We start from the raw sequence: 19,606 nt of genomic DNA, 5'->3' as shown, positions 1-19,606 counted from the left end.
GAGTACCGGCCGCCGGGCGACGAACTGCGCGCGGCCGACCGGACCGACGTGCTCGCGGCCGTGAGCACCGGCGACCCGGCCGTCGCGGTCGAACCGCGGAACGCGACGTTCGAGGTGGACTCGACCGGCCGACTCGTCCTCGCGGTGACGAACACCGAGTCGACGCCGCAGACCGACGTGACGGTCAGACTCGTCGCCGAGGAGCCGCTTTCGAGCGAGGACGCCGTCGCGTTCGTCCCGCGACTCGACGCCGGCGAGACGCGCCTCGTCGTCTTCGACCTGGAAGTGAGCGGCGACGCCGTCCCGAAGACGCAGGTCGTCGGCGTCGAGGTGAGCTACGAGGACAACGCCGGCCGACAGCTCTCGACGGGCACCCAGCGGGTCGCCGTCGAGGTGGTCGAACCGGCGACGACGTTCCCCCTCTTCCCGGCGCTCGTCGTGGTCCTCGCGCTCGCGGGCGTCGGCTACTGGTGGTACCGGCGGCGCTGAGGGCAGCGTCGGCGAAGAAAAATCGGTTCGCGCGCTCAGTCGTCAGCCGGCGACGCGGGACCGGGCATCCCGCCGGGCGTCGTCGGCTCGCTCACCCACGCCTGCCACGCCATGATGAGCATGGAGACGATGAGACAGACTCCCCACAGGAATGTCGTCGGAATCAGGAACATGAGTCCGAACCCGACGCCGATCCAGATAGTGAGCGGCAACAGCCACTGTCCGACGACGAACAGTCCGCTTACCGCGGCCCGGAGCCGCCCCGTCAGCGCGAACGCGTCAACCGCGAACCCCATCACGACCGCGAGAATCGAGAGCACGCCCAAGTGCGCGTGCCCGCCCACCAGCCACGACGGCACGCCTCCCGATTCCAGCAGCGTGTACTGGTACAGCCCCACCACCATCATCGTCGCGAGCCCGAGGAACCCCGACGTTTTGAGTATGCGTGACATACACATGATTCTGACGTGAAACGATAAGAAATGTTTTTCCCCAGAGTAGTTTGATCGGCGAAATCGACCACTGGCGAGCGAGCGACCGTCAGCGCGAAACGAGCGTCGAAAACGGAACTCCGCGACTACGGCCGGCTCAGTCGTCGTTCGCCACTTTCGCGGGCTTGCGGCGGTCCGAGCGCGGGCCCTCCTCGTCCACGTCGGGGAGGTAGTCGCGGAGGTACCGGCCCGTGTGGGAGTCAGGGTTTTCAGCGATTTCCTCGGGCGTGCCGCTGGCGACGATAGTGCCGCCGCCCGCGCCGCCCTCGGGACCGAGGTCGACGATGTGGTCGGCGTTCTTCACGAGGTCGAGTTCGTGTTCGACCACGAGGACGGTGTTGCCGTTGTCGACGAGGCGCTGGAGCACCTCGATGAGCTTTCGCTCGTCTTCCTTGTGGAGGCCGGTCGTCGGCTCGTCGAGCAGGTAGAGCGTGTCGCCGGTCTGCTTCTTGCCGAGTTCCTCGGCGAGTTTGACGCGCTGGGCCTCGCCGCCGGAGAGGGTGGTCGACGGCTGGCCGAGCTGCATGTAGCCGAGGCCCACGTCGTGGAGCAGTTGGAGGCGGCGGCGAATCTGCGAGTTCGCCTCGAAGAAGTCGAGCGCCTCGTCGACCTCCATGTCGAGCACGTCGGCGATGGTCCTGTCCTTGTACGTCACGTCGAGCGTCTCGGCGTTGTAGCGCGCGCCGTTACACTCCTCGCAGGGCACGTACACGTCCGAGAGGAAGTTCATCTCGATTTTGACGTTGCCCTGTCCCTTGCAGGCCTCACAGCGGCCGCCCTTGACGTTGAAGGAGAACCGACCCTTCTCGTAGCCGCGCTGTTTCGAGAGCTTCGTCTCGGCGAACAGCTCGCGGACGTAGTCGAAGACGCCGGTGTACGTCGCCGGGTTCGACCGCGGGGTCCGACCGATGGGCGACTGGTCGATGAGCCGGACCGTCTCGATTTCGTCGTAGCCGTCGATGGCGTCGTGCTCGCCGGGGTCGACTGAGGTGTTGTCGTTCATCCGGCGCGCGAGCCCCTTGTAGAGAATCTCGTGCATCAGGGTGGACTTGCCCGACCCCGAGACGCCGGTGACGGCCGTGAACGTCCCGAGGGGAATCGGCACGTCGAGGTCGTCGACGGTTGTGCTGGCGCGCGCCGCGAATGAACGAGTTCACCGTCGCCGTCGCGGCGCGCGTCGGGCACGTCGATGTCCTTGCGGCCCGAGAGGTAGTCGGCCGTGATGGAGTCGTCGGCCGCGACGATGTCGTCGAAGTCGCCCTGCGCGACGACCTCGCCGCCGCGCTTGCCCGGGCCGGGGCCCATGTCGATGATTTCGTCGGCCCGGCGCATCGTCTCCTCGTCGTGTTCGACGACGATGAGCGTGTTACCGAGGTCGCGGAGGCCTTCGAGCGTGTTGAGCAGTTTGTCGTTGTCGCGCTGGTGGAGGCCGATAGACGGCTCGTCGAGGACGTAGAGGACGCCCACGAGGCCGGAGCCGACCTGCGTGGCGAGGCGGATGCGCTGGGACTCGCCGCCCGAGAGCGTGGCGGCCTCGCGGTCCAGGGTGAGGTATTCGAGGCCGACCTCGGTCATGAAGCCGAGGCGGGCGCGAATCTCCTTGAGAATCTCCTGTGCGATGGTCCGGTCGCGCTCCGAGAGGTCGCGTTCGAGGCCCTCGAAGTGTTCGAGCGCGCCCGCGATGGTCATGCGGTTGACCTCGGGGAGCGTCGTGCCGCCGACGCGGACGTGGCGGGACTGCTCTTTGAGCCGCGACCCGTTGCAGTCCGGACAGGTCGTGACGGCCATGAACTCCTCGATGTGGTCGCGCGTCCGGTCGGAGTCGGTCTCGACGTGGCGGCGTTCGAGGTTGCCGACGACGCCCTCGAAGGGGTGTTCCTTGTGGCGCGTGCCGTTCTTCGTCGTCCACTCGAACACCACGTCTTCGGTGGTGCCGAACAGGAAGGCGTCCTGCACCTCGTCGGAAAGCTCCTCGAACGGGGTGTCCACGCTGACGCCGAAGTGGTCGGCGACGTTGTCGAGCTGGCGGCGGTAGTACGTCCGGTTGTAGCTCCACGGCTCGAAGACGTGCTTGAGCGGCTTCGACGGCTCGGTGACGACGAGGTCGGGGTCGACCTCCTTGGCCTTGCCGAGGCCCTCGCACTCCGGGCAGGCCCCGTGGGGGCTGTTGAACGAGAACGACCGCGTCTCGATTTCCGAAAAGCGGAACGACGAGTTCGGATTGCCGAGTTCCTCGGAGAACTCGACGACGAGGCGGTCGTCGCCCTCGCCCGCGAGCGACCCGGTCGACCGGGTGTTGGAGGCGAAGGGGAGGTTCTTCGGGCGGGTCGGGGACGATGAGTTTGAGCACGCCGCCGGCCTCGTCCAGCGCGGTCTCGACGGAGTCGGCGATGCGCGAGCGCGCCTCTGGGGCGACCTTCACGCGGTCGACGACCACGTCGATGGTGTGGTCGTAGTTCTTGTCGAGTTCGGGCGTCTCGAACGAGAGGTCGAACTCCTCGCCGTCGACCTCGACGCGGGCGTAGCCCTCGGAGACGAGGTCCGAAAACAGGTCTTTGAACTCGCCTTTCTGGTCGCGGACGACCGGCGCGACGACCTTCGCGCGGGTGCCCTCGGGGAGTTCGAGAATCTGGTCGACCATGTCCTGTGCGGACTGCTCGCCGACCTCCTCGCCCGTGATGGGGTCGTACTGGGTGCCAACGCGGGCGTACAGGAGGCGGAGGTAGTCGTGGAGTTCGGTGACGGTCCCGACGGTCGACCGAGGGTTGTTGGCCCCGTTCTTCTGGTCGATGGAGATGGCGGGCGAGAGGCCCTCGACGGCCTCGACCTTCGGCTTGTCCATCTGGCCGAGGAAGTTCCGCGCGTAGGCCGAAAGCGACTCGATGTACCGCCGCTGGCCCTCCGCGTAGACGGTGTCGAACGCGAGGGAGGACTTGCCTGACCCCGACAGGCCGGTGACGACGGTGAACGTCTCGCGGGGGATGCGAACGTCGAGGTTCTTGAGGTTGTGCTCTTCGGCACCGCGAACCTCGATGTAGTCCTTGCTCATTCGGACGACTCTAGGAACGAGAGGACCGAATAGGCATCGGTTCGGGCCGTTCGAACCGCATCGCTCGCGTCTGCGAGTCGGGGAGAAATCGGAGTGGTAAGCGGGGTGTCGTCCGCCGGTCGTCAGCCGTTGAGCTTCTGCCGCGAGATGGAGATGCCCGTCGGCGTGATGACGATCTGGTCGTCGCCTTTCTGGACGATGTCGCCGTCGACCTCACGCGCGACCTGCCGGAGGTCGTCGATGATGTGTTCCATCGTGTTGTCGGAGGTCGTGTGACGGGTGATGTCCGCGATGACCAGATTGCCGTCGTAAACGGCGTCTTTGATGGCGATAACGTCCTGCTGGCCGCCGATTTCGGCGATGTGAACCGAGAGTCCGGCGTCGCCGCGAGCGGTGTCGAAGTCGTCGAGGTCGAGTTCGACGTAGTCCTCGGTCGTTCGGGAACCACCACCACCGAGAATCTTACTCATGATACCCATAGGACGTAGAGAGGCCACAACGGGGTTAGTTCTTACGTCAGACGATTGTCTCCCTTCAGACATGTCTGAGGGGTGAGACCGGACGAATCGACGGCAGCACCGTCACACGAGGATGGTGTCGCGGGAGGCGTCGATTCCTGCTGACGGCCGACGCGCGCGCCGGGCGCGGCGTTTCGCCGGGTGTTTTTACCTCGCGGCGCGCGGGAGCAGACGAACACGATGACTTTCAGCATCTGCGTCCGCGAGTCGTACGTCGACGCCGACGGCGACGACCAGCACCGCTTCGGCGTCGCCGTGACGACCCGCCTGCCGGGGGTCGGCGCACTCTGTCCGTTTGCAAGTGAACACGGCGCGGTGGCGACACAGGCGCTGACGAACGTCGAACTCGGGGAGAAGGGTCTGGACTACCTCGAAGACGGTCTCGCCGTCGACGACACCCTGCAGGCGCTGTTAAACGCCGACGACGGCCGGGCGGAGCGACAACTCCACGGCGTCGGCTCCGAGGCGACGTTCGCCTTCACCGGCGATGACTGCCTCGGCTGGGCGGGCCACCGCGAGGGCGACGACTACACCGTCGCCGGCAACCTGCTCACGGGCGCGGAAGTCGTCGAAGCCGCCGCCGACGCCTACGAGCGGAACGCCGACGGCGACGAACCGCTCGCGAAGCGCCTCATCGACGCGCTCGGCGCGGGACACGCCGCGGGCGGCGACAAGCGCGACGACCTCGCTATCCAGAGCGCGGCCGTCGTTGTGACCTCGACCGAGGACCGCGAGATGGAGCCGTACTACAACGACCTCCGGGTCGACGCGACGGAGACGCCGCTGCGCGACCTTCGAGAGACGTTCTCGATGGCGCGGGAGGGGTACGAGGCGGCGCTGGAGAAGTACGCCGAAGCGTAGCCGAGAGGAGCGCACACGGCGTGCGCCGAGTCCTGCGACCGCGGGTCAGACCGAGAACTCGAAGAGGTCGTCGCCGACGTGGTGGATTGACTCGACGACCTTGCCGGAGTCGCCGACGAGGTCGGCCCCGTCTTCGAGCGCGCGACCCACGGCGAGCACCTTGCCGTGGGTCTCCTCCGCGATGACGACCAGGTCGCCCGCCTCGATGGTGTCGTCGGCCTCGGTAATGCCGGGGCGCATCACGTCGGCCCCGCTGGAGACGAACGAAACCGCGCCCGCGTCGACCGTGACGACGTTCGTCGTCGGCGGGAACTGGTTCGCGCCCTTGACCGTGAGAAACGGCTGGTCGTCGACGTACATGACCGCCGGCTCGCCGTCGACGAGGACGACCTCGTAGTCGGCGTCGGCGAACTCGACCGCCTCGAACGCGTCGCCGTCGAGGGCGACGCCGAGGGACGATTCGATGGAGTCGCACAGCGCGTCGATTTCGTCGCTTCGGAGGTGGTGGCGGGACTTGACCTTCATACCGGGTCGTGGACGCTCACGGCCGATAAATCGACCGCTCCGAATCGAGTAGTCGGCGACACCGCCCGGAGTCTGACGGGCGCGACCCGACGCTAGTCACCTCGTTGCATCCCGTACCGACGCGCGTCAGACTGTGACAGCGCATAAGACTGCTAAGTACGATTGGGTCCACTCCTAAGTACGATATGTGGCGACTCCCGGACGATACGTGGCGATCCGGAAACGTGTCGTGTGCATCGCATGCGGTGACGCGGTCCTCCGGTCGGCGGCGACGCGAGTACGACAAAGAGGGAAACGCGCTGGGAACGGCACAGAGCGGAAGCGGTTCGAACACCTCTGTAAGTCCTGTTATCGGGGGCCTCTGTCAGTCCAGCCCCGCGAGGAACTCTGACAGCAGCCTCCTCATCGACATCGAAGAACACAGCATCTCCAACGAGGAGTTCCTGCTTCGCTACTTCGACGCGGTCAAAGAACGGTACGAATCGCCGCGGTCGAAGCGCGGCACGCATCGAGCGACGTAGCGCGTCCGCTGACCGTGCAGCCGAGACGGCCGAGGTCGTGGTCGCGAGCGATATCGTTTCCTTCTCGTCGCGGCTCGTGCCCGACACTCATTTCTCCCTGCCCCGTCTAGTGCGGGGCTATGTCAGACGACGCGCAGGCGTACGCCGGGACCGCCGAAGGGCAAGGACCGGTGGAGATAGACGCCGAACTCGCGCGACACCTCCAGAACAAGCGCGAGGACCTGTTCGAGGAGTTCGAGATTCGAGACAAGTTCCCGCCGGAAGTCCTCTCGGAGGCGCGTGCGCGCACCGACGGCGTCCACGAGGAGATCGAAGACGAGTTGGAACACCGCAAGGACCTCCGAGACCTCACGACGTGGACGACCGACCCCGTCGACGCCCAGGACTTCGACGACGCCCTGAGCATCCGCGAGAACGAGGAGACGTACACGCTGTGGGTCCACATCGCCGACGTGACCCACTACGTCCACCCCGGTTCGGAGATGTGGGCCGAGGCCGTCAAGCGCGGCAACACCGTCTACCTCCCCGCCTACACCATCCACATGCTCCCGCCGGCGCTGGCCGAGACGGTCTGTTCTCTCGTCCCCGAGGAGGACCGCCTCGCCCACACCGTCGAGATGGAGATCAAGAAAGACACGCTCTCGTTCGAGTCTATCGACATCTACAAGTCCGTCATCCACTCCAACGAACGGCTCACCTACACGCAGTGTGAAAACCGGCTGGAAGACCCCGACCTCCCCCTCCACGAGGAGAACTCCCTCGTCTTCGACCTCGCCGACCAACTCCACGAACAGCGCAAGGAAGACGGCTCGCTGGTCCTCAACCCGAGCCGCGACCGCGCCCATACCATCATCGAAGAGTGCATGCTGAAGGCGAACAAGGCCGTCACGCACGAACTCATGTGGAACCGCGGCGTCGAGGCGATGTACCGCGTCCACCCGCAGCCGACCCCCGACCAGTGGGACAAGGCGCTCCGCGAAATCACCGAACTCGACGGCGTGAGCATCAAGTCCACGTCGTGGGACGAGCCCCGCAAGGCCGTCAACGACGCTTTGGAGAGCGCGAACTCCCGCACCCTCAACAAGATTCAGCGCGCCGTGCTGAAGGTCATGCCCCGCGCGAAGTACATGAACGACCCCTTCGGCGGCCACTACGCGCTCAACTTCGACATCTACGGCCACTTCACCTCGCCCATCCGGCGGCTGTCGGACCTCATCAACCACTGGATCGTCCACGAGAACGACGTGCCCGAGGACCTCGTCGAACTCTGTGACCGCGCCTCGGACCGCCAGAAGGACGCCGAGACGGCCGAACGGCTCTACAAGCAGTTCCTCCAAGAAGTCGGCTTGGACCCCTACGCGGTCAACAACCGCGGCATCGTCACCGTCGACGACGACGGCGAAGTCATCGACGAAAACGGCCTCCCGCCGCGCGAATAACCGGTCGTTCGTCGCACAACCACTCGTTTTTGGCCGACGAAAGTTCACCGACCGCTACCGGCGAGACGGGCGCGGGGTGACGGACTGGTAACTGCGAGACTGAAACGGTGGACCGCGTCCGGCCGTCGCCGGCCGCGTTACTCCTCTTGTTTGTGCGTGAACAGCAGCACGTCGCCGTCGTGCTGGGTCACACAGAGGTCGAGCATCATGCTCAGTTCGAGGCTGTTGTAGTCGTTCTCGCAGACGACCAAGTCGTCGAACGGTTTCTCGCACGCCGGACAGGCGATAGAGACGGTGTTCTGGTAGGTGGTGACGCCACCGCTGGACTCGTATGGCGTGAGCGACGACCGGAGTTCGTCGAGTTCCTCGTCGTTCATGGACGTGTTGTGCGCGCGGCGTGCGTATAATTCTTCACGGTCGGACACCGGTCACGGTCGGCCACGACGTACGATTCTCGGCTCACGACCGCCCGGCGTCGTCCAACCCGCAGGCCCACCGGAAGTGCGGGTGGACCCACGACAGCCTCGCCGCGTTGGCCTCGACCCACGACGACGGGTCGCTCAGCCGACGCGACAGCACCTCCGCGCGCTCCTCGTGCGTTCCCTCCCGGTCGAAGGGTATCAGTTCGAGCGTCCGCGACGCGGGGTTGAAGAAGACCGCCCGCTCGGTGTCCTCGTCGAGTCCGACCAGCCGCGACCCGTTGGCGTCCTTCTGAAGGAGCGCCTGCGCCATCCGGTGTTGGTGGACCCCGCGGCGTGTCTCGCGGAGTTTCGAGACGATAGCTCGAAAGAGGGCCGTCGGGTCCGACGGGGGTTCGCCTCGTCGTGTTTCCATACCGACGCCCTCGGAGCGAGGCGGTAAGAGGGTCCGCCATGAGCGGGGTGAAAGTGTAGGATTCGGCGGAAGTGAACGCTCGGTAGTCAATGCCACTACGGAGAGTACCGCTTGAACAGCGGGACGAACGGTTTGAGGAGGACGAGTCCGACTCCAAGAAAGACGTACAGCGTCGCTTCATCCAGGAGCCCGAGCTGACGAAGCCCCAGCGTAACCCCGAGTGCGATGAGAACGTACACCCAAAAGACTGCGACGGCCGGACCGTATCCCTGGGTTGACGCCGGTGTCTCGAACATTGGTTACTCTTGCCCTTGCGAAGGAAGCGATCTGCCACTGATCTACGAGCCCTCATTCCCACGGAGTCGTGGGATACACTTATACCCTATGTTTTGTCCGCGGTCGGGCATGCGATAGCATCCCGTTCCGTCGGGCGATTCTGCGGGCATCTGCTCGCGCGTCGAACGGAAGTGAGATGACACGCGCCTTAGCGCTGAAAGTCAGCTCGGAGGCAGAGTCCTCCGGACGCGCGCCTCGACAGCCGCGAGTGTGACGGGCCGACCGTCACGAACGGGCGGTCCGATGGTCCGGACAGCGCCGTCGTTAGTCTTCGAGGACGATCTCGATGCTGACGTCGTTCGGAACCTGAACGCGCATCAGCTGGCGCAGAGCGCGTTCGTCAGCGTCGAGGTCGATGAGACGCTTGTGGACGCGCATCTCCCAGTGCTCCCACGTCGCCGTCCCCTCGCCGTCAGGCGATTTGCGGGCGGGGACTTCGAGCGTCTTCGTGGGCAGCGGGATCGGCCCGCTGAGGTTGACGCCCGTCTTGTTCGCGATCTCGCGGACGTCGTCGCAGATATCGTCGAGGTCTTCCGGACTCGTGCCGGCGAGCCGAACGCGTGCCTGTTGCATCGTTATCGCTCGTTGACTTCGAGCACTTTGCCGGCCGCGATGGTCTGACCCATGTCACGGACAGCGAAGCTGCCGAGCTCCGGAATCTCGGAGGACGGCTCGATGCTGAGCGGCTTCTGCGGACGGACGGTCACGATAGCGGCGTCGCCGGACTTGATGAAGTCCGGGTTCTCCTCAGCAACCTCGCCCGACGCGGGGTCGAGCTTCTGGTCGATCGACTCGATGGTACACGCGACCTGCGCCGTGTGGGCGTGGAAGACCGGCGTGTAGCCAGCGGTGATGACCGAGGGGTGCTGCATGACGACGACCTGCGCCTTGAACGTCTCGGCGACCTTCGGCGGGTCGTCAGCCGGGCCACAGACGTCGCCGCGGCGGATGTCGTCCTTGCCGACGCCACGAACGTTGAAACCAACGTTGTCGCCAGGTCCGGCCTGGTCGACTTCCTCGTGGTGCATCTCGACGGTCTTGACCTCGCCGCCGACGTCAGAGGGCTGGAAGCTCACGTTGTCGCCGGGGTTGAGGGTACCCGTCTCGATACGGCCGACCGGGACCGTACCGATGCCGGAGATGGTGTAGACGTCCTGGATGGGCAGGCGCAGCGGCGCGTCCGTCGGCGGCTGCGGTGGTGCCGGCAGGTTGTTGAGCGCTTCGAGCAGGATGTCGCCGTCGTACCACGGCGTGTTGTCGGAGCGCTCGGCGATGTTGTCGCCTTCGAAGGCCGAAATCGGGACGTAGGTCGCGTCGTCGGAGTTGAAGCGGACCTGCTTGAGGAGCTTGTTGACCTGCTCCTTGACGTCCTTGTACTTGTCTTCGCTGTAGTCGACGACGTCCATCTTGTTGACCGCGATGATGAGTTCGCCGATGCCCAGGGTGCGGGCGAGGAAGACGTGCTCGCGGGTCTGCGGCGCGACACCGTCGTCGGCGGCGACGACGAGAACCGCGTTGTCAGCCTGCGAGGCACCGGTGATCATGTTCTTGACGAAGTCGCGGTGGCCAGGACAGTCGACGATGGTGAAGTAGAACTCGTCCGTGTCGAACTCCTGGTGGGCGATGTCGATGGTGACACCGCGCTCGCGCTCTTCGGCGAGGTTGTCCATGACGTAGGCGAATTCGAATCCGCCCTTGCCCTTCTCCTCGGCTTCCTCTCGGTGCTGCTCGATGACGTGCTCCGGGACGGAGCCGGTCTCGAACAGGAGTCGGCCGACGAGCGTACTCTTACCGTGGTCGACGTGGCCGATGATGGCCAGATTCTGGTGGGGTTTGTCGCTCATTGGTGTGTTCACGCGCTAAGGCGCTCTGTGGGGAATGTTTTTGCTGAAACCCCTAAAACGATTTCGATACGCGCTACGGGCCGTCTAACCGCCGTACTGCGATTTGCGGAACCATACCACGGTCGCGGAAATGGAGTGTCCGGTGGATACCGACAGTCGAAAGAAACAGAGGGTACGGGCCGCCTGTGCCGCTATTCGAGGCGAGAAACGTCGGACAGGACGGCGGTCGCCGTCTCCGGACCGCCCGCCCCGCGGCCGCTGATATTCAGTTGGCCCGCGTGTTTGGTCTCCAACTGGACGATGTTCTGCGTGCCCGTGACCGACAGCGCGGAGCCCTGCGGAATCAGCCGCGGGGCGACGCGGACGCCGTCGGCCGTCGCCTCGCCGATGAGGCGGACCGTCCGACCGTCCTCGGCGGCGAGGTCGAGCGCCGTTCCCGGGACGTTGCGGATGCCCTCGACCTCGGCGTCGTCGAGCGCGTACTCGGTCTCGCCGTCGGAGAGGACGTTCGCGAGGATGACGAACTTCAGCGCGGCGTCGATGCCGTCGACGTCGAACGTCGGGTCCGCCTCGGCGACGCCGAGGTCCTGTGCCTCCGCGAGCACGTGCTCGTAGTCGAGTCCCTCGGCGGCCATCCGCGAGAGGATGAAGTTCGCCGTCCCGTTCAACACGCCGCGCGCGGCCGTCACGTGGGGCGCACCGAGGTCCGAGATGGTCGAGAGGATGGGAATCGCGCCGCCGACGGCGGCCTCAAACTGGACAGTCCCCTCGCTTTCGGCTTCGAGCGCGCGCAGGTCGGCGTACCGTTCCGCGACCGGACCCTTGTTCGCGAGCACGACGTGACGGTCGTCGGCCAGCGCGCGCTCGACGTGCGAAAAGCCGGGTTCGGCGTCGCCGAGCGTCGTCGGCGTCGCCTCCACCAACACGTCGTAGTCGGCGTCGAACACCGCCTCGGGGGCCGCCTCGCCGACCACGCCCTCGCGTTCCTTTCGGTCGTGGACCGCGCTCGGGTCGAGCCCGGCGGGGTCGACCGCGGAGGAAGACGAGTCCGCGAACGCGACGACATCGTGACCGTAGTCGCCCGCGAGGTCGAGAACCGAGCCGCCGACCGCGCCCGCACCGAGCACTGCGAGTCTGAGGCTCATTGGGATCCCTCCGCGAGCGGCTCGACGACGTGCAGTCCCTTCTCGGCGGCGAGGTCGCGAACGACCGACAGCGTCTCGTCGACGCGGCCGGAGACAATCGGACCGCGAGTCGGAGTCGGGCGCTCGACGCCTCGTCAGTCCCCTCGCGGGCGGACAGCGACAGGTCCTGTAGGGTCGCGTCCGCCGAGGACTCGATGCGGTGGAGCGTGTCCGAGAGGTCGGAATCGACGATGTCGCCAACGAGGATGACCATTACCTCCTCGCCGAAGTGCTCCGCGCCGGCGCGGATGACGTTGACGCCGGCCTCGCGGAGCGCCTCGACGATTCGCTCGAAGCGGTCGGGCGGGCATTCGAGGTCGACCTCCACGGGGATGTGTCCGCGGGGAGTCAGGCTCCCTCGTTCGTGGAAGATGGAAAGCAGGTTACCGCCGTTGTCGGAGATGGGCTTGAGCGCGGCCAAAAGCTGTCCGGGCTCGTCGACGAGTTCGAGCCGAATCGTGTGCGGTTTCGGCATCTCGCCGCTCCCGTCGGTCTCGGCGTCGCTCCCGCCGTCGAGGTCCTGTGCGCTCATCGCCCCACCCCCGTGGGCCGTCCCGACGCTGTTGTCCGCGACGCGCGGTTCGGTCGTGGTTTCGCGTCGTCGCGCCAGGAGTCGAGAGACGTACCCTTACGCATACGTATCCGTGATTCGGCCACGCGGTATAAGCCTTCGTAGCCGACACGGTTTGCCGACGCCGACAGCGTGCTGGCATTTGACATGGGTGTCAGTGCAGTTCGGCCGCGGCAGTTGGGACTCAGTCGGAGAGAACGGACCGCCGTGCGCTCATTATCACGTGATTTGGGCGGAAGCCCACGGCTTCAGTCGTGCTAACGAGCGTCTGAAAGTCAGCCTTAGGCGAAGAATATTCGAGTTAGTTGATGGGTAGCAAACCCGGTTTCCGTAGATGTATACACGCCATCACGTGCCGCGTCACGCGGTGGGACAGTGACGGCAGGAAAACAGATGACCAAACAAACAGATACCGACGACCTCGAACTCAGCGACGACGAACTGATAGAGGTCATCAAGAATCACGGAATCGACCGGCGATCACTGCTGAAAGTATTCGGTGTGGGTGCAGCCGTGTCGGCACTCGGGGGGACGGCAGCCGCGACCAGCGGCCGTGGAAACCGAATCGACGAGGTGTACGGCGCGCCGTACTCGGCGGATGACACCGTTCCCTCGGGACTCGTCGACCACGTCGTCGAACTTCACACCCACGAAGAGAACATCCACGACGACTTCCCGATTGACCCCGAGTCAGGGAACGAGGTTCCGGCGGAGTTCATCTTCGACCCGGTTGGACTGCACGTGCGCCCCGGCGAAGTCGTCGAATTCCGCGTCCACCATGGGCTTCACACGGTGACGTCGTTCCATCCGAAGTTCAGCGAACCTCCGGTATTCACGTTACCGAGCCGGGTTCCAACGTCACACGGTTTCACGTCGCCTCCGGTGGTGGGCGGTGACTCGTGGCTCTACCGCTTTACGAAACAGGGCGTGTACGACGTGCTTTGCCTCCCCCACCTCACCCTCGGGATGGTTGCCCGAATCGTCGTATCCGGCGACGGAGCTGTCCCGTCGGACACATACGGACCGCTTCCGATTCCGAACGCCGGAGCTGTTCTGGGCGCTCCCGAGATGACACCGGAGAATATCGTCAGCGAAGGAAGCGTTGCCTGGGAAGACCTGACGCTGTAACCGAACTCCACGCGGCGGTGAAGCCGATCTCCGTTCTTATTTGTTCTATTTATCAATCAGTACTACGTCAAGGGCGGTGTTTCGAGAGCCCGTTACGGTGGCGTCGTTCGGACTCTCATCGGACAGCGAATGTACGGGAAGCCTATTGGTGCTCGACGTCGGCGTCCCTGGTCGTCCGGTTCACCCCTGAAGGGACGACCGAGCGACCGGAAAACGGAGCGGCGAGAAGCAACCGCTGCGACCGTTAGTGTGACACACTGCGGTCGCTCCCGGGCCGGTGACCGAAAGAAGGCGCGAAGGCTCGCGCTTAGATGTAGTCGATAGCCTGCGAGAGCTCGAGCTTCATGCCCTTGCGCTCGCGGATCTCCATGATCTTCTCGCGCTGGAGGTTGTCCGAGAGCACGCGGAAGCCGGCGTTCTCCGTGTTCCAGGAGGCGCGACCTTCCGTTGCCGAACGGATGTCCGACGAGAAGCCGATCATCTCTTCGACGGGCGCGATGCCCTCGATGACCATGAGGTCACCTTCCTGGTACATGTCGTCGACGCGGCCGCGGCGACCCTGAATCTCGCCGGAGGCCGAGCCCATGTATTCGGAGGCGACGTCGATGCGGACGTTCTGGATGGGTTCGAGGAGCTTCACCTGACCCGCGATGAGCGAGCGGTGGACCGCGTCACGCGTCGCAGGGATGACCTGGGCGGGACCGCGGTGGATGGTGTCCTCGTGGAGTCGCGCGTCGTGGAGGCGCAGGAGCGTCCCCTGAACGGGCTCCGCGGCGAGCGGACCGTCGTCGAGCGCCTCTTCGAGACCCTCGATGACGAGTTCCATCGTCTCGTTGAGGTGCTGGATACCCTTCGTGTCGTCGATGAGGATGTTCGTCCCGTGGATGTGTTCGACGTTCTGGGACGTGTCCTTGTCCATACCGGCTTCCTGCAGCGCCTCGCGGCGCTCCAGTTCGGGCATGTCCATCGAGATTTCGCCGAGCTTGATGGAGTCGACGATGTCCTGCGAGAGGGGTTCCGCCGTGATGTAGAACTTGTTGTGGCGGTTCGGGGAGACGCCCTCGACCTCGTGGGACTTGCCCTGGACCTGCTCGCGGTAGACGACAATCGGCTCACCGGTGCGGACCGGGATGCCCTGGTTGTCGCGGATACGCTGGGTGATGACTTCGAGGTGGAGTTCGCCCTGGCCGGAGATGAGGTGCTCGCCCGTGTCCTCGTTGATCTCGATGCGGATGGTCGGGTCTTCCTTCGCGACCTGCTGGAGCGTCTGGATGAGCTTCGGCAGGTCGTCCATGCGCTCTGCCTCGACGGACTTCGTGATGACAGGCTCGGAGATGTGCTCGATGGACTCGAACGGCGTCATCTCGACGGACGAGACGGTGGAACCGGCGATGGCGTCACGGAGGCCCGTGACGGCCGCGATGTTCCCCGCGGGGACACCACGGTCGAGTTCCTCGCGCTCGCCGCCCATGAACACACCGACGGACTGGACGCGGTTCTTGCCCGCGGTCCCGGAGACGTAGAGCTCCTGACCCTTGCGGATGGTGCCGGAGAACAGGCGACCCGTCGCGATTTCGCCCGCGTGGGGGTCCATCGAGATGTCGGTCGCCATGAAGACGACTTCGCCGTCGTCGTCGACTTCGCGCATCTGGCGCGCGAGGTCGGACTCGGAGTCACCGCGCCAGACCGTCGGGATACGACGGGGCTGGGCGTCGAGCGGGTTGGGGAAGTGCTCCGCGACCATGTCGAGGACGACGTCCGAAAGCGGCGTGCGCTCGTGGAGTTCCTGGCGGTCGCCACCGCGCTCGAGTTCCATGATGTCGCCGAAGGAGATACCGGTCTCCTCCATCGACGGCATGGAGACGCCCCACTTGTAGAGGGCGGACCCGAAGGCGACGGTCCCGTCTTCGACGGAGACCGTCCAGTCGTAGTCCTTCTCCTCGGTCATCCCGCGGATGAGCTCGTTGACGTCGGAGATGACGTCGACGAGGCGCTTCTGCATCTCCTCGGGACCTTCCTGCAGTTCGTTGATGAGGCGGTCGACCTTGTTGATGAAAAGCGCCGGCTTGACGCCCTCGCGGAGCGCCTGACGCAGGACCGTCTCGGTCTGCGGCATGGCACCCTCGACGGCGTCGACGACGACGAGCGCACCGTCGACGGCGCGCATCGCGCGCGTCACGTCGCCACCGAAGTCGACGTGGCCCGGCGTGTCGATGAGGTTGATGAGGTGGTTCTCGCCTTCCCATTCGTGGGTCATCGAGACGTTTGCGGCGTCGATGGTGATGCCGCGTTCCTGTTCGTCTTCCTTCGTGTCCATCGCGAGCTGCTGGCCGGCAGTCTCGTCAGAGATCATGCCCGCACCTGCGAGGAGGTTGTCGGAGAGGGTCGTCTTACCGTGGTCGACGTGAGCGGCGATGGCGATGTTCCGGATCTGCTCCGGCTTGTCCATCAGTTTCTCACATTCCTGGACGATCTTCTTTCGTCGGCCCATTATACAGGGGTCTACCGGCAGGAGGGTCAAAAGAGTAGTCGTTTTTGCCGAGCGGATTTCCCATTTTCAGCCGCCCTACCGCCGGGGTATGAGCATTTTTGTCACGATAGGCGAGACTGTCCGCCGGACGCGAATCTCGTTGCCGCGGTCGGCGCAAGAGTCATGTTGGTTGATAACATTTCTCAATCTTGAATGGACCTCCGAGTCGTCGGGGGCGCACCGGCAGACCCGTTCTTGAGCGCCGCCGACCTGTTCGAAACCGAGTTCGAGCTTTCGTACCCCGTGTTCGTGCGCGTTCGCGATGATCCCGACTCCCGCACGTGGGCCGGCCACTATCAGGACCACCACGTCCTCAACATCTCCCGGCAGGCCGCCACCAGCGCGATGGCTCGCGAACTCGCGCTCCACGAACTCTCACACATGGCCCGAAACGAGGAGGGCCACGTCTCGCACTACCAGTCCACGCGCGAGGCGGTCTTCCTCGCCCTCGCGGGCCGGACCGTCGAGCGCCGAAAGCTCGCGCACTGCTACCAGATCGCCAACCACTGCAAGGACATCTACGCCGACGACCTGACGCTGTCTGTCGCGCCCGCGGACAAACTCGTCCAGTTCCTCGAATCGCAACTGGCCGCGGCGCTCGCCGACCGACCGCAGTCGCCCGCGCGGCCGGGCTCTCGACTCGTCACCGCGGGGTCGGACCCCGAAATCACGGCCGTGAACGCCGCGTTCGCCCTCGCGCTCGTGGAACGGCACGACCTCGTCGAACCGGACCACCGGCTGTACGACCTCGCGCACGCCGCGGCCGACGACGCGCCGTCGGTGTCGCTCGACACGTTCAAAGAGCGGTTCCGGACGCTCGCCGCTGACCCCTCGAAAAGCGAGTACCGCCGGACGCTCGTGGACGTGGTGAAAAACTACGTCGTCAACCCCGGCGTGGCGGCCGACTGAACGCCGCGCGACGACTGCGAGAAAGCGGCGAACGAACCAGCGACCCCGCCGTGCGGCGTCGTCACTCGTCGCGGTGAAAAACGAAAGAGAGTGGAGAGATTACCGGGCCGCTTCGGCGACGCGCTCTTTCTCCTCTTTCTGGGAGATAGCGTACGTCTGGACGTCGTAGTCGGCCGCGCCGATGAGCTGTTGTGCGAGCGCCTCGGCGGCGGTGGTCGTGGACTTGTAGGAACCGCTGAGGGTACCCTGCGCGATGAACTTCAGCGCCTCGTCGACGCGGCGCTGCGGGGCGACGTCGACGGCCTGCGGGACCGAGATACCGCCGTACTTGAGGCGGACGGTCTCCTCGCGGGGGCCGGCGTTCTCGACCGCGCGGATGAGCACCTGCACGGGGTTCTCCTCGGTGCGCTCGTTGACGATTTCGAACGCTTCCTTGACGATTTTGCTCGTCTTCTGTTTGTGTCCCGTGTTGTCCTCGGTCTGCATCAGGCGGTTGATGAGCCGCTCGACGATGCTAATCTCGGACTTCTGGAACTGCTTCGAGGCGTGACGACCCATCGTGTGGGCGATGGGCGTCGCCTTGATGTACCGGCTCATGCTGGGGTCGGTGTACTCCATCTCGGAGACGTCCCAGACGCCGAACAGAAGCGCGTTCTCTTTCGCTTCCTCGCTGCTCGCGGGGGACTCGGGCTCGGGTGCGTCGCTTTCCGACATTGTTAGCGCACCGGCTTTTCGGCGTTTCCGCGGACGAGTTCGATCATCGAGACGCCGTTGACCTTCTCGACCTTGTAGTTGACGCCCGAAAGGTCACCCATCGCGCGACCCTTCGCGCCGCCGATACCGGCGATGGTGACTTCGTCGTGCTCGTCGATGAACGAAATCGCGCCGTCACCGGGACAGAAGGCGGTGACCTGCTTTCCGTTCTTGATGAGCTGAACACGGACGCATTTCCGAATCGCCGAGTTCGGCTGCTTTGCTTCGATACCGACCTTCTCAAGGACGATGCCGCGACCCTGCGGGGCACCCTCAAGCGGGTCGGACTTCTTGCCGAGACCGCGCTCACGGCGCGCGTACTCAGAGTCGGACCAGCGGCGCTTCTGCCGGTCCTGCTTGAGCTTGCGCGCGGCGTATTTGCCGTTCGCCATAGTGAACAACAGTTCCAGATGGAGCTACTTAAGCCTCCCTTTTCGAATCCGGCGAGACGGCTTCAGGAGCGATTAGCGGCCCCTAAGGAGGAATCTGAGGTCGTTTCGACGATTCGAACGGCGGCACCTCCGCGTCGAAGAGCGACTAAACCGCCCGGAGACGGTGTCGTTTCGACCTCCGTGCGAACCGTCGCCACACCGGCCGTTTTCGCCCCCGGTCGACCGGGTCACTCGCCGCCGCGCTCGCCGACGAGGTCGACGTCGAGGCGACCGCTGACCTCCCGTCCCGACGCCGGTCCGAGCGTCAGCCCCTCCTCGTCGAATCGTCGCTTGACCCGACGCCGGAACCCCGAGCGGACGTCGACGAGGCTCACGTCCATCGGCGAGGCGACCCAGAACTCCGCCTGCAGCCCGACCGAACTCCCGGCGAATTCGAGGATGCGCGCGGTCGGCTCCGGCTCGTCCAGCACGCGGTCGTCCTCCCGCGCCGTCTCGACGAGTTCGCGGAGCGCCAGCTCCGTGTCGTCGGCGTACGCGACGTCGACGCGCTCGGTGATTCGGTAGCGCTCTCGGCCGTACGGTCGGGTAAGCGCGTTCGTCGTGAGCTCCGTGTTCGGCACCGAGATGGTCTCGTTGTTCACCGTCCGTACGCGCGTGACCCGGAAGTCGACCGCCTCGACGACGCCCTCGCCGCCGGGCCACGATATCCAGTCGCCGACGTTGAAGTCCGGGTCTGCCACGAGAAAGAGGCCGCTGATGAGCGCGCCGATGACCTCCTGTCCGGCGACGCCGACGACGAGCGTCAGCGCCGCGACGATGAGCGCCGTGTCGGTCAGGACCGACGCGTACCCCGCGCCGATGACGCCGGCGAGCGCGGCGACGACGATGACGAAGGCGTGCGCGTAGGTCTCCGTCGCCGACTTCAGCGTCGGGTTGTTCCGGTTGCGGGAGCCGACGAGCCTCGTCACCGCGGGGACCACGAGCAGCCGACCGACGAGATAGACCGCGACCGCCGCCGCGGCGAACCCCGCGGTCGCGCTCGCGAGCTCCTCGTACTCCGAAAACCCCGTCGGGTCGAGTTGCCCGACTGCGACCCCCAACGACTGTCGTATCGGCGACATGCGTAGCTCGCCGTTCGGTGGGGACAAAAACGTGTGGTCGCGTCGACCGCCGCCCTACGTCAACTGGATGTCGTCGATGTCGTAGTGGCGACGCGCCAGTTCGCGCGCGGT

Annotated in this window: 18 protein-coding genes and 3 pseudogenes; 6 read left to right on the top strand and 15 right to left on the bottom strand. The window is 65.4% G+C overall.

What is annotated here, in order from left to right; genetic code table 11:
* Window positions 1-489 (top strand): hypothetical protein (locus ATB1_RS01435; protein WP_042661932.1); only part of this gene is annotated, 489 nt, incomplete at its 5' end.
* A gap of 35 nt (window positions 490-524) precedes the next feature.
* On the opposite strand, the gene ATB1_RS01430 is transcribed toward ATB1_RS01435, so the two are convergent.
* The 3 genes and pseudogenes from ATB1_RS01430 to sepF form a co-directional block, all read right to left on the bottom strand.
* A complete protein-coding gene (locus ATB1_RS01430) occupies window positions 525-947 on the bottom strand; it encodes a hypothetical protein (RefSeq protein ID WP_082256224.1) in 423 nt (140 codons plus the stop codon).
* 130 nt (window positions 948-1,077) lie between these two features.
* Window positions 1,078-4,029, bottom strand: a pseudogene (gene uvrA / locus ATB1_RS01425) (excinuclease ABC subunit UvrA).
* A 122-nt stretch (window positions 4,030-4,151) separates the two neighbouring features.
* A complete protein-coding gene (gene sepF / locus ATB1_RS01420; RefSeq protein ID WP_004969075.1) occupies window positions 4,152-4,508 on the bottom strand; it encodes a cell division protein SepF in 357 nt (118 codons plus the stop codon).
* 219 nt (window positions 4,509-4,727) lie between these two features.
* Between sepF and ATB1_RS01415 the strand changes: the two genes are divergently transcribed.
* Window positions 4,728-5,408 (top strand): DUF1028 domain-containing protein, encoded by a 681-nt coding sequence (locus ATB1_RS01415; RefSeq protein ID WP_042661930.1) that lies wholly within the window; start codon window positions 4,728-4,730, stop codon window positions 5,406-5,408.
* A 45-nt stretch (window positions 5,409-5,453) separates the two neighbouring features.
* Here ATB1_RS01415 and ATB1_RS01410 read toward each other — a convergent pair whose 3' ends face one another.
* A complete protein-coding gene (locus ATB1_RS01410; RefSeq protein ID WP_004969073.1) occupies window positions 5,454-5,933 on the bottom strand; it encodes an RNA-binding protein in 480 nt (159 codons plus the stop codon).
* A gap of 208 nt (window positions 5,934-6,141) precedes the next feature.
* Between ATB1_RS01410 and ATB1_RS01405 the strand changes: the two are divergent.
* Window positions 6,142-6,454 (top strand): annotated as a pseudogene (locus ATB1_RS01405) (hypothetical protein).
* 119 nt (window positions 6,455-6,573) lie between these two features.
* Window positions 6,574-7,893 (top strand): ribonuclease R family protein, encoded by a 1,320-nt coding sequence (locus ATB1_RS01400; protein WP_042661929.1) that lies wholly within the window; start codon window positions 6,574-6,576, stop codon window positions 7,891-7,893.
* A 137-nt stretch (window positions 7,894-8,030) separates the two neighbouring features.
* Here ATB1_RS01400 and ATB1_RS01395 read toward each other — a convergent pair whose 3' ends face one another.
* The 7 genes and pseudogenes from ATB1_RS01395 to ATB1_RS22750 form a co-directional block, all read right to left on the bottom strand.
* Window positions 8,031-8,270, bottom strand: coding sequence for a hypothetical protein (locus ATB1_RS01395; protein WP_004065334.1), 240 nt, complete (start codon window positions 8,268-8,270; stop codon window positions 8,031-8,033).
* An 82-nt stretch (window positions 8,271-8,352) separates the two neighbouring features.
* Window positions 8,353-8,727 carry a hypothetical protein gene (locus ATB1_RS01390; protein ID WP_042661928.1) on the bottom strand — a complete coding sequence of 125 codons (375 nt, stop codon included), beginning with the start codon at window positions 8,725-8,727 and terminating at the stop codon, window positions 8,353-8,355.
* A 95-nt stretch (window positions 8,728-8,822) separates the two neighbouring features.
* Window positions 8,823-9,023 (bottom strand): hypothetical protein, encoded by a 201-nt coding sequence (locus ATB1_RS01385; protein ID WP_042661927.1) that lies wholly within the window; start codon window positions 9,021-9,023, stop codon window positions 8,823-8,825.
* Window positions 9,024-9,327: 304 nt separating this feature from the next.
* Window positions 9,328-9,636: a 30S ribosomal protein S10 gene (gene rpsJ, locus ATB1_RS01380; RefSeq protein ID WP_004044563.1), complete on the bottom strand. Its 309-nt coding sequence runs from the start codon at window positions 9,634-9,636 to the stop codon at window positions 9,328-9,330.
* A 2-nt stretch (window positions 9,637-9,638) separates the two neighbouring features.
* Window positions 9,639-10,907, bottom strand: a complete 1,269-nt coding sequence (gene tuf / locus ATB1_RS01375) for a translation elongation factor EF-1 subunit alpha (protein WP_042661926.1) — start codon at window positions 10,905-10,907, stop codon at window positions 9,639-9,641.
* Between the two features lie 191 nt (window positions 10,908-11,098).
* Window positions 11,099-12,052 carry a homoserine dehydrogenase gene (locus tag ATB1_RS01370; RefSeq protein WP_042661925.1) on the bottom strand — a complete coding sequence of 318 codons (954 nt, stop codon included), beginning with the start codon at window positions 12,050-12,052 and terminating at the stop codon, window positions 11,099-11,101.
* Window positions 12,049-12,623: pseudogene (locus tag ATB1_RS22750) on the bottom strand (amino acid-binding protein). The gene ATB1_RS01370 and the pseudogene ATB1_RS22750 overlap by 4 nt, the downstream one beginning before the upstream one ends.
* Window positions 12,624-13,055: 432 nt before the next feature.
* On the opposite strand from ATB1_RS22750, the gene ATB1_RS01360 reads away from it, so the two are divergent.
* Entirely contained in the window at window positions 13,056-13,790 is a 735-nt protein-coding gene (locus ATB1_RS01360; RefSeq protein WP_042661923.1) for a plastocyanin/azurin family copper-binding protein, read from the top strand.
* A 307-nt stretch (window positions 13,791-14,097) separates the two neighbouring features.
* On the opposite strand, the gene ATB1_RS01355 is transcribed toward ATB1_RS01360, so the two are convergent.
* Complete coding sequence (locus tag ATB1_RS01355; RefSeq protein WP_042661922.1) at window positions 14,098-16,281, bottom strand: elongation factor EF-2; 2,184 nt, start codon at window positions 16,279-16,281, stop codon at window positions 14,098-14,100.
* Window positions 16,282-16,473: 192 nt separating this feature from the next.
* Between ATB1_RS01355 and ATB1_RS01350 the strand changes: the two genes are divergently transcribed.
* Window positions 16,474-17,229, top strand: a complete 756-nt coding sequence (locus ATB1_RS01350) for a DUF5781 family protein (protein ID WP_042661921.1) — start codon at window positions 16,474-16,476, stop codon at window positions 17,227-17,229.
* Between the two features lie 99 nt (window positions 17,230-17,328).
* Here ATB1_RS01350 and ATB1_RS01345 read toward each other — a convergent pair whose 3' ends face one another.
* The 3 genes from ATB1_RS01345 to ATB1_RS01335 all read right to left on the bottom strand — a co-directional run bounded on the left by ATB1_RS01345 (window position 17,329) and on the right by ATB1_RS01335 (window position 19,495).
* A complete protein-coding gene (locus tag ATB1_RS01345; protein WP_042661920.1) occupies window positions 17,329-17,943 on the bottom strand; it encodes a 30S ribosomal protein S7 in 615 nt (204 codons plus the stop codon).
* Between the two features lie 2 nt (window positions 17,944-17,945).
* Entirely contained in the window at window positions 17,946-18,374 is a 429-nt protein-coding gene (locus ATB1_RS01340; RefSeq protein WP_004044570.1) for a 30S ribosomal protein S12, read from the bottom strand.
* Between the two features lie 227 nt (window positions 18,375-18,601).
* Window positions 18,602-19,495, bottom strand: a complete 894-nt coding sequence (locus tag ATB1_RS01335; protein ID WP_042661919.1) for a mechanosensitive ion channel family protein — start codon at window positions 19,493-19,495, stop codon at window positions 18,602-18,604.
* Window positions 19,496-19,606: the final 111 nt, after the last annotated feature.

It is taken from the genome of Haloferax sp. ATB1 (assembly GCF_000730175.1).
This window is presented reverse-complemented; position numbering and strand designations above follow the sequence as displayed.

Bases quoted from the DNA above. Each gene is read 5' to 3' on its own strand.
- ATB1_RS01355 (WP_042661922.1), bottom strand. From the start codon at position 16,281: ATGGGCCGACGAAAGAAGATCGTCCAGGAATGTGAGAAACTGATGGAC.
- ATB1_RS01390 (WP_042661928.1), bottom strand. From the start codon at position 8,727: ATGGAAACACGACGAGGCGAACCCCCGTCGGACCCGACGGCCCTCTTT.
- ATB1_RS01360 (WP_042661923.1), top strand. From the start codon at position 13,056: ATGACCAAACAAACAGATACCGACGACCTCGAACTCAGCGACGACGAA.
- tuf (WP_042661926.1), bottom strand. From the start codon at position 10,907: ATGAGCGACAAACCCCACCAGAATCTGGCCATCATCGGCCACGTCGAC.
- rpsJ (WP_004044563.1), bottom strand. From the start codon at position 9,636: ATGCAACAGGCACGCGTTCGGCTCGCCGGCACGAGTCCGGAAGACCTC.
- ATB1_RS01395 (WP_004065334.1), bottom strand. From the start codon at position 8,270: ATGAACGACGAGGAACTCGACGAACTCCGGTCGTCGCTCACGCCATAC.
- ATB1_RS01340 (WP_004044570.1), bottom strand. From the start codon at position 18,374: ATGGCGAACGGCAAATACGCCGCGCGCAAGCTCAAGCAGGACCGGCAG.
- ATB1_RS01410 (WP_004969073.1), bottom strand. From the start codon at position 5,933: ATGAAGGTCAAGTCCCGCCACCACCTCCGAAGCGACGAAATCGACGCG.
- ATB1_RS01345 (WP_042661920.1), bottom strand. From the start codon at position 17,943: ATGTCGGAAAGCGACGCACCCGAGCCCGAGTCCCCCGCGAGCAGCGAG.
- ATB1_RS01400 (WP_042661929.1), top strand. From the start codon at position 6,574: ATGTCAGACGACGCGCAGGCGTACGCCGGGACCGCCGAAGGGCAAGGA.
- ATB1_RS01335 (WP_042661919.1), bottom strand. From the start codon at position 19,495: ATGTCGCCGATACGACAGTCGTTGGGGGTCGCAGTCGGGCAACTCGAC.
- ATB1_RS01385 (WP_042661927.1), bottom strand. From the start codon at position 9,023: ATGTTCGAGACACCGGCGTCAACCCAGGGATACGGTCCGGCCGTCGCA.
- sepF (WP_004969075.1), bottom strand. From the start codon at position 4,508: ATGGGTATCATGAGTAAGATTCTCGGTGGTGGTGGTTCCCGAACGACC.
- ATB1_RS01415 (WP_042661930.1), top strand. From the start codon at position 4,728: ATGACTTTCAGCATCTGCGTCCGCGAGTCGTACGTCGACGCCGACGGC.
- ATB1_RS01430 (WP_082256224.1), bottom strand. From the start codon at position 947: ATGTGTATGTCACGCATACTCAAAACGTCGGGGTTCCTCGGGCTCGCG.
- ATB1_RS01370 (WP_042661925.1), bottom strand. From the start codon at position 12,052: ATGAGCCTCAGACTCGCAGTGCTCGGTGCGGGCGCGGTCGGCGGCTCG.
- ATB1_RS01350 (WP_042661921.1), top strand. From the start codon at position 16,474: ATGGACCTCCGAGTCGTCGGGGGCGCACCGGCAGACCCGTTCTTGAGC.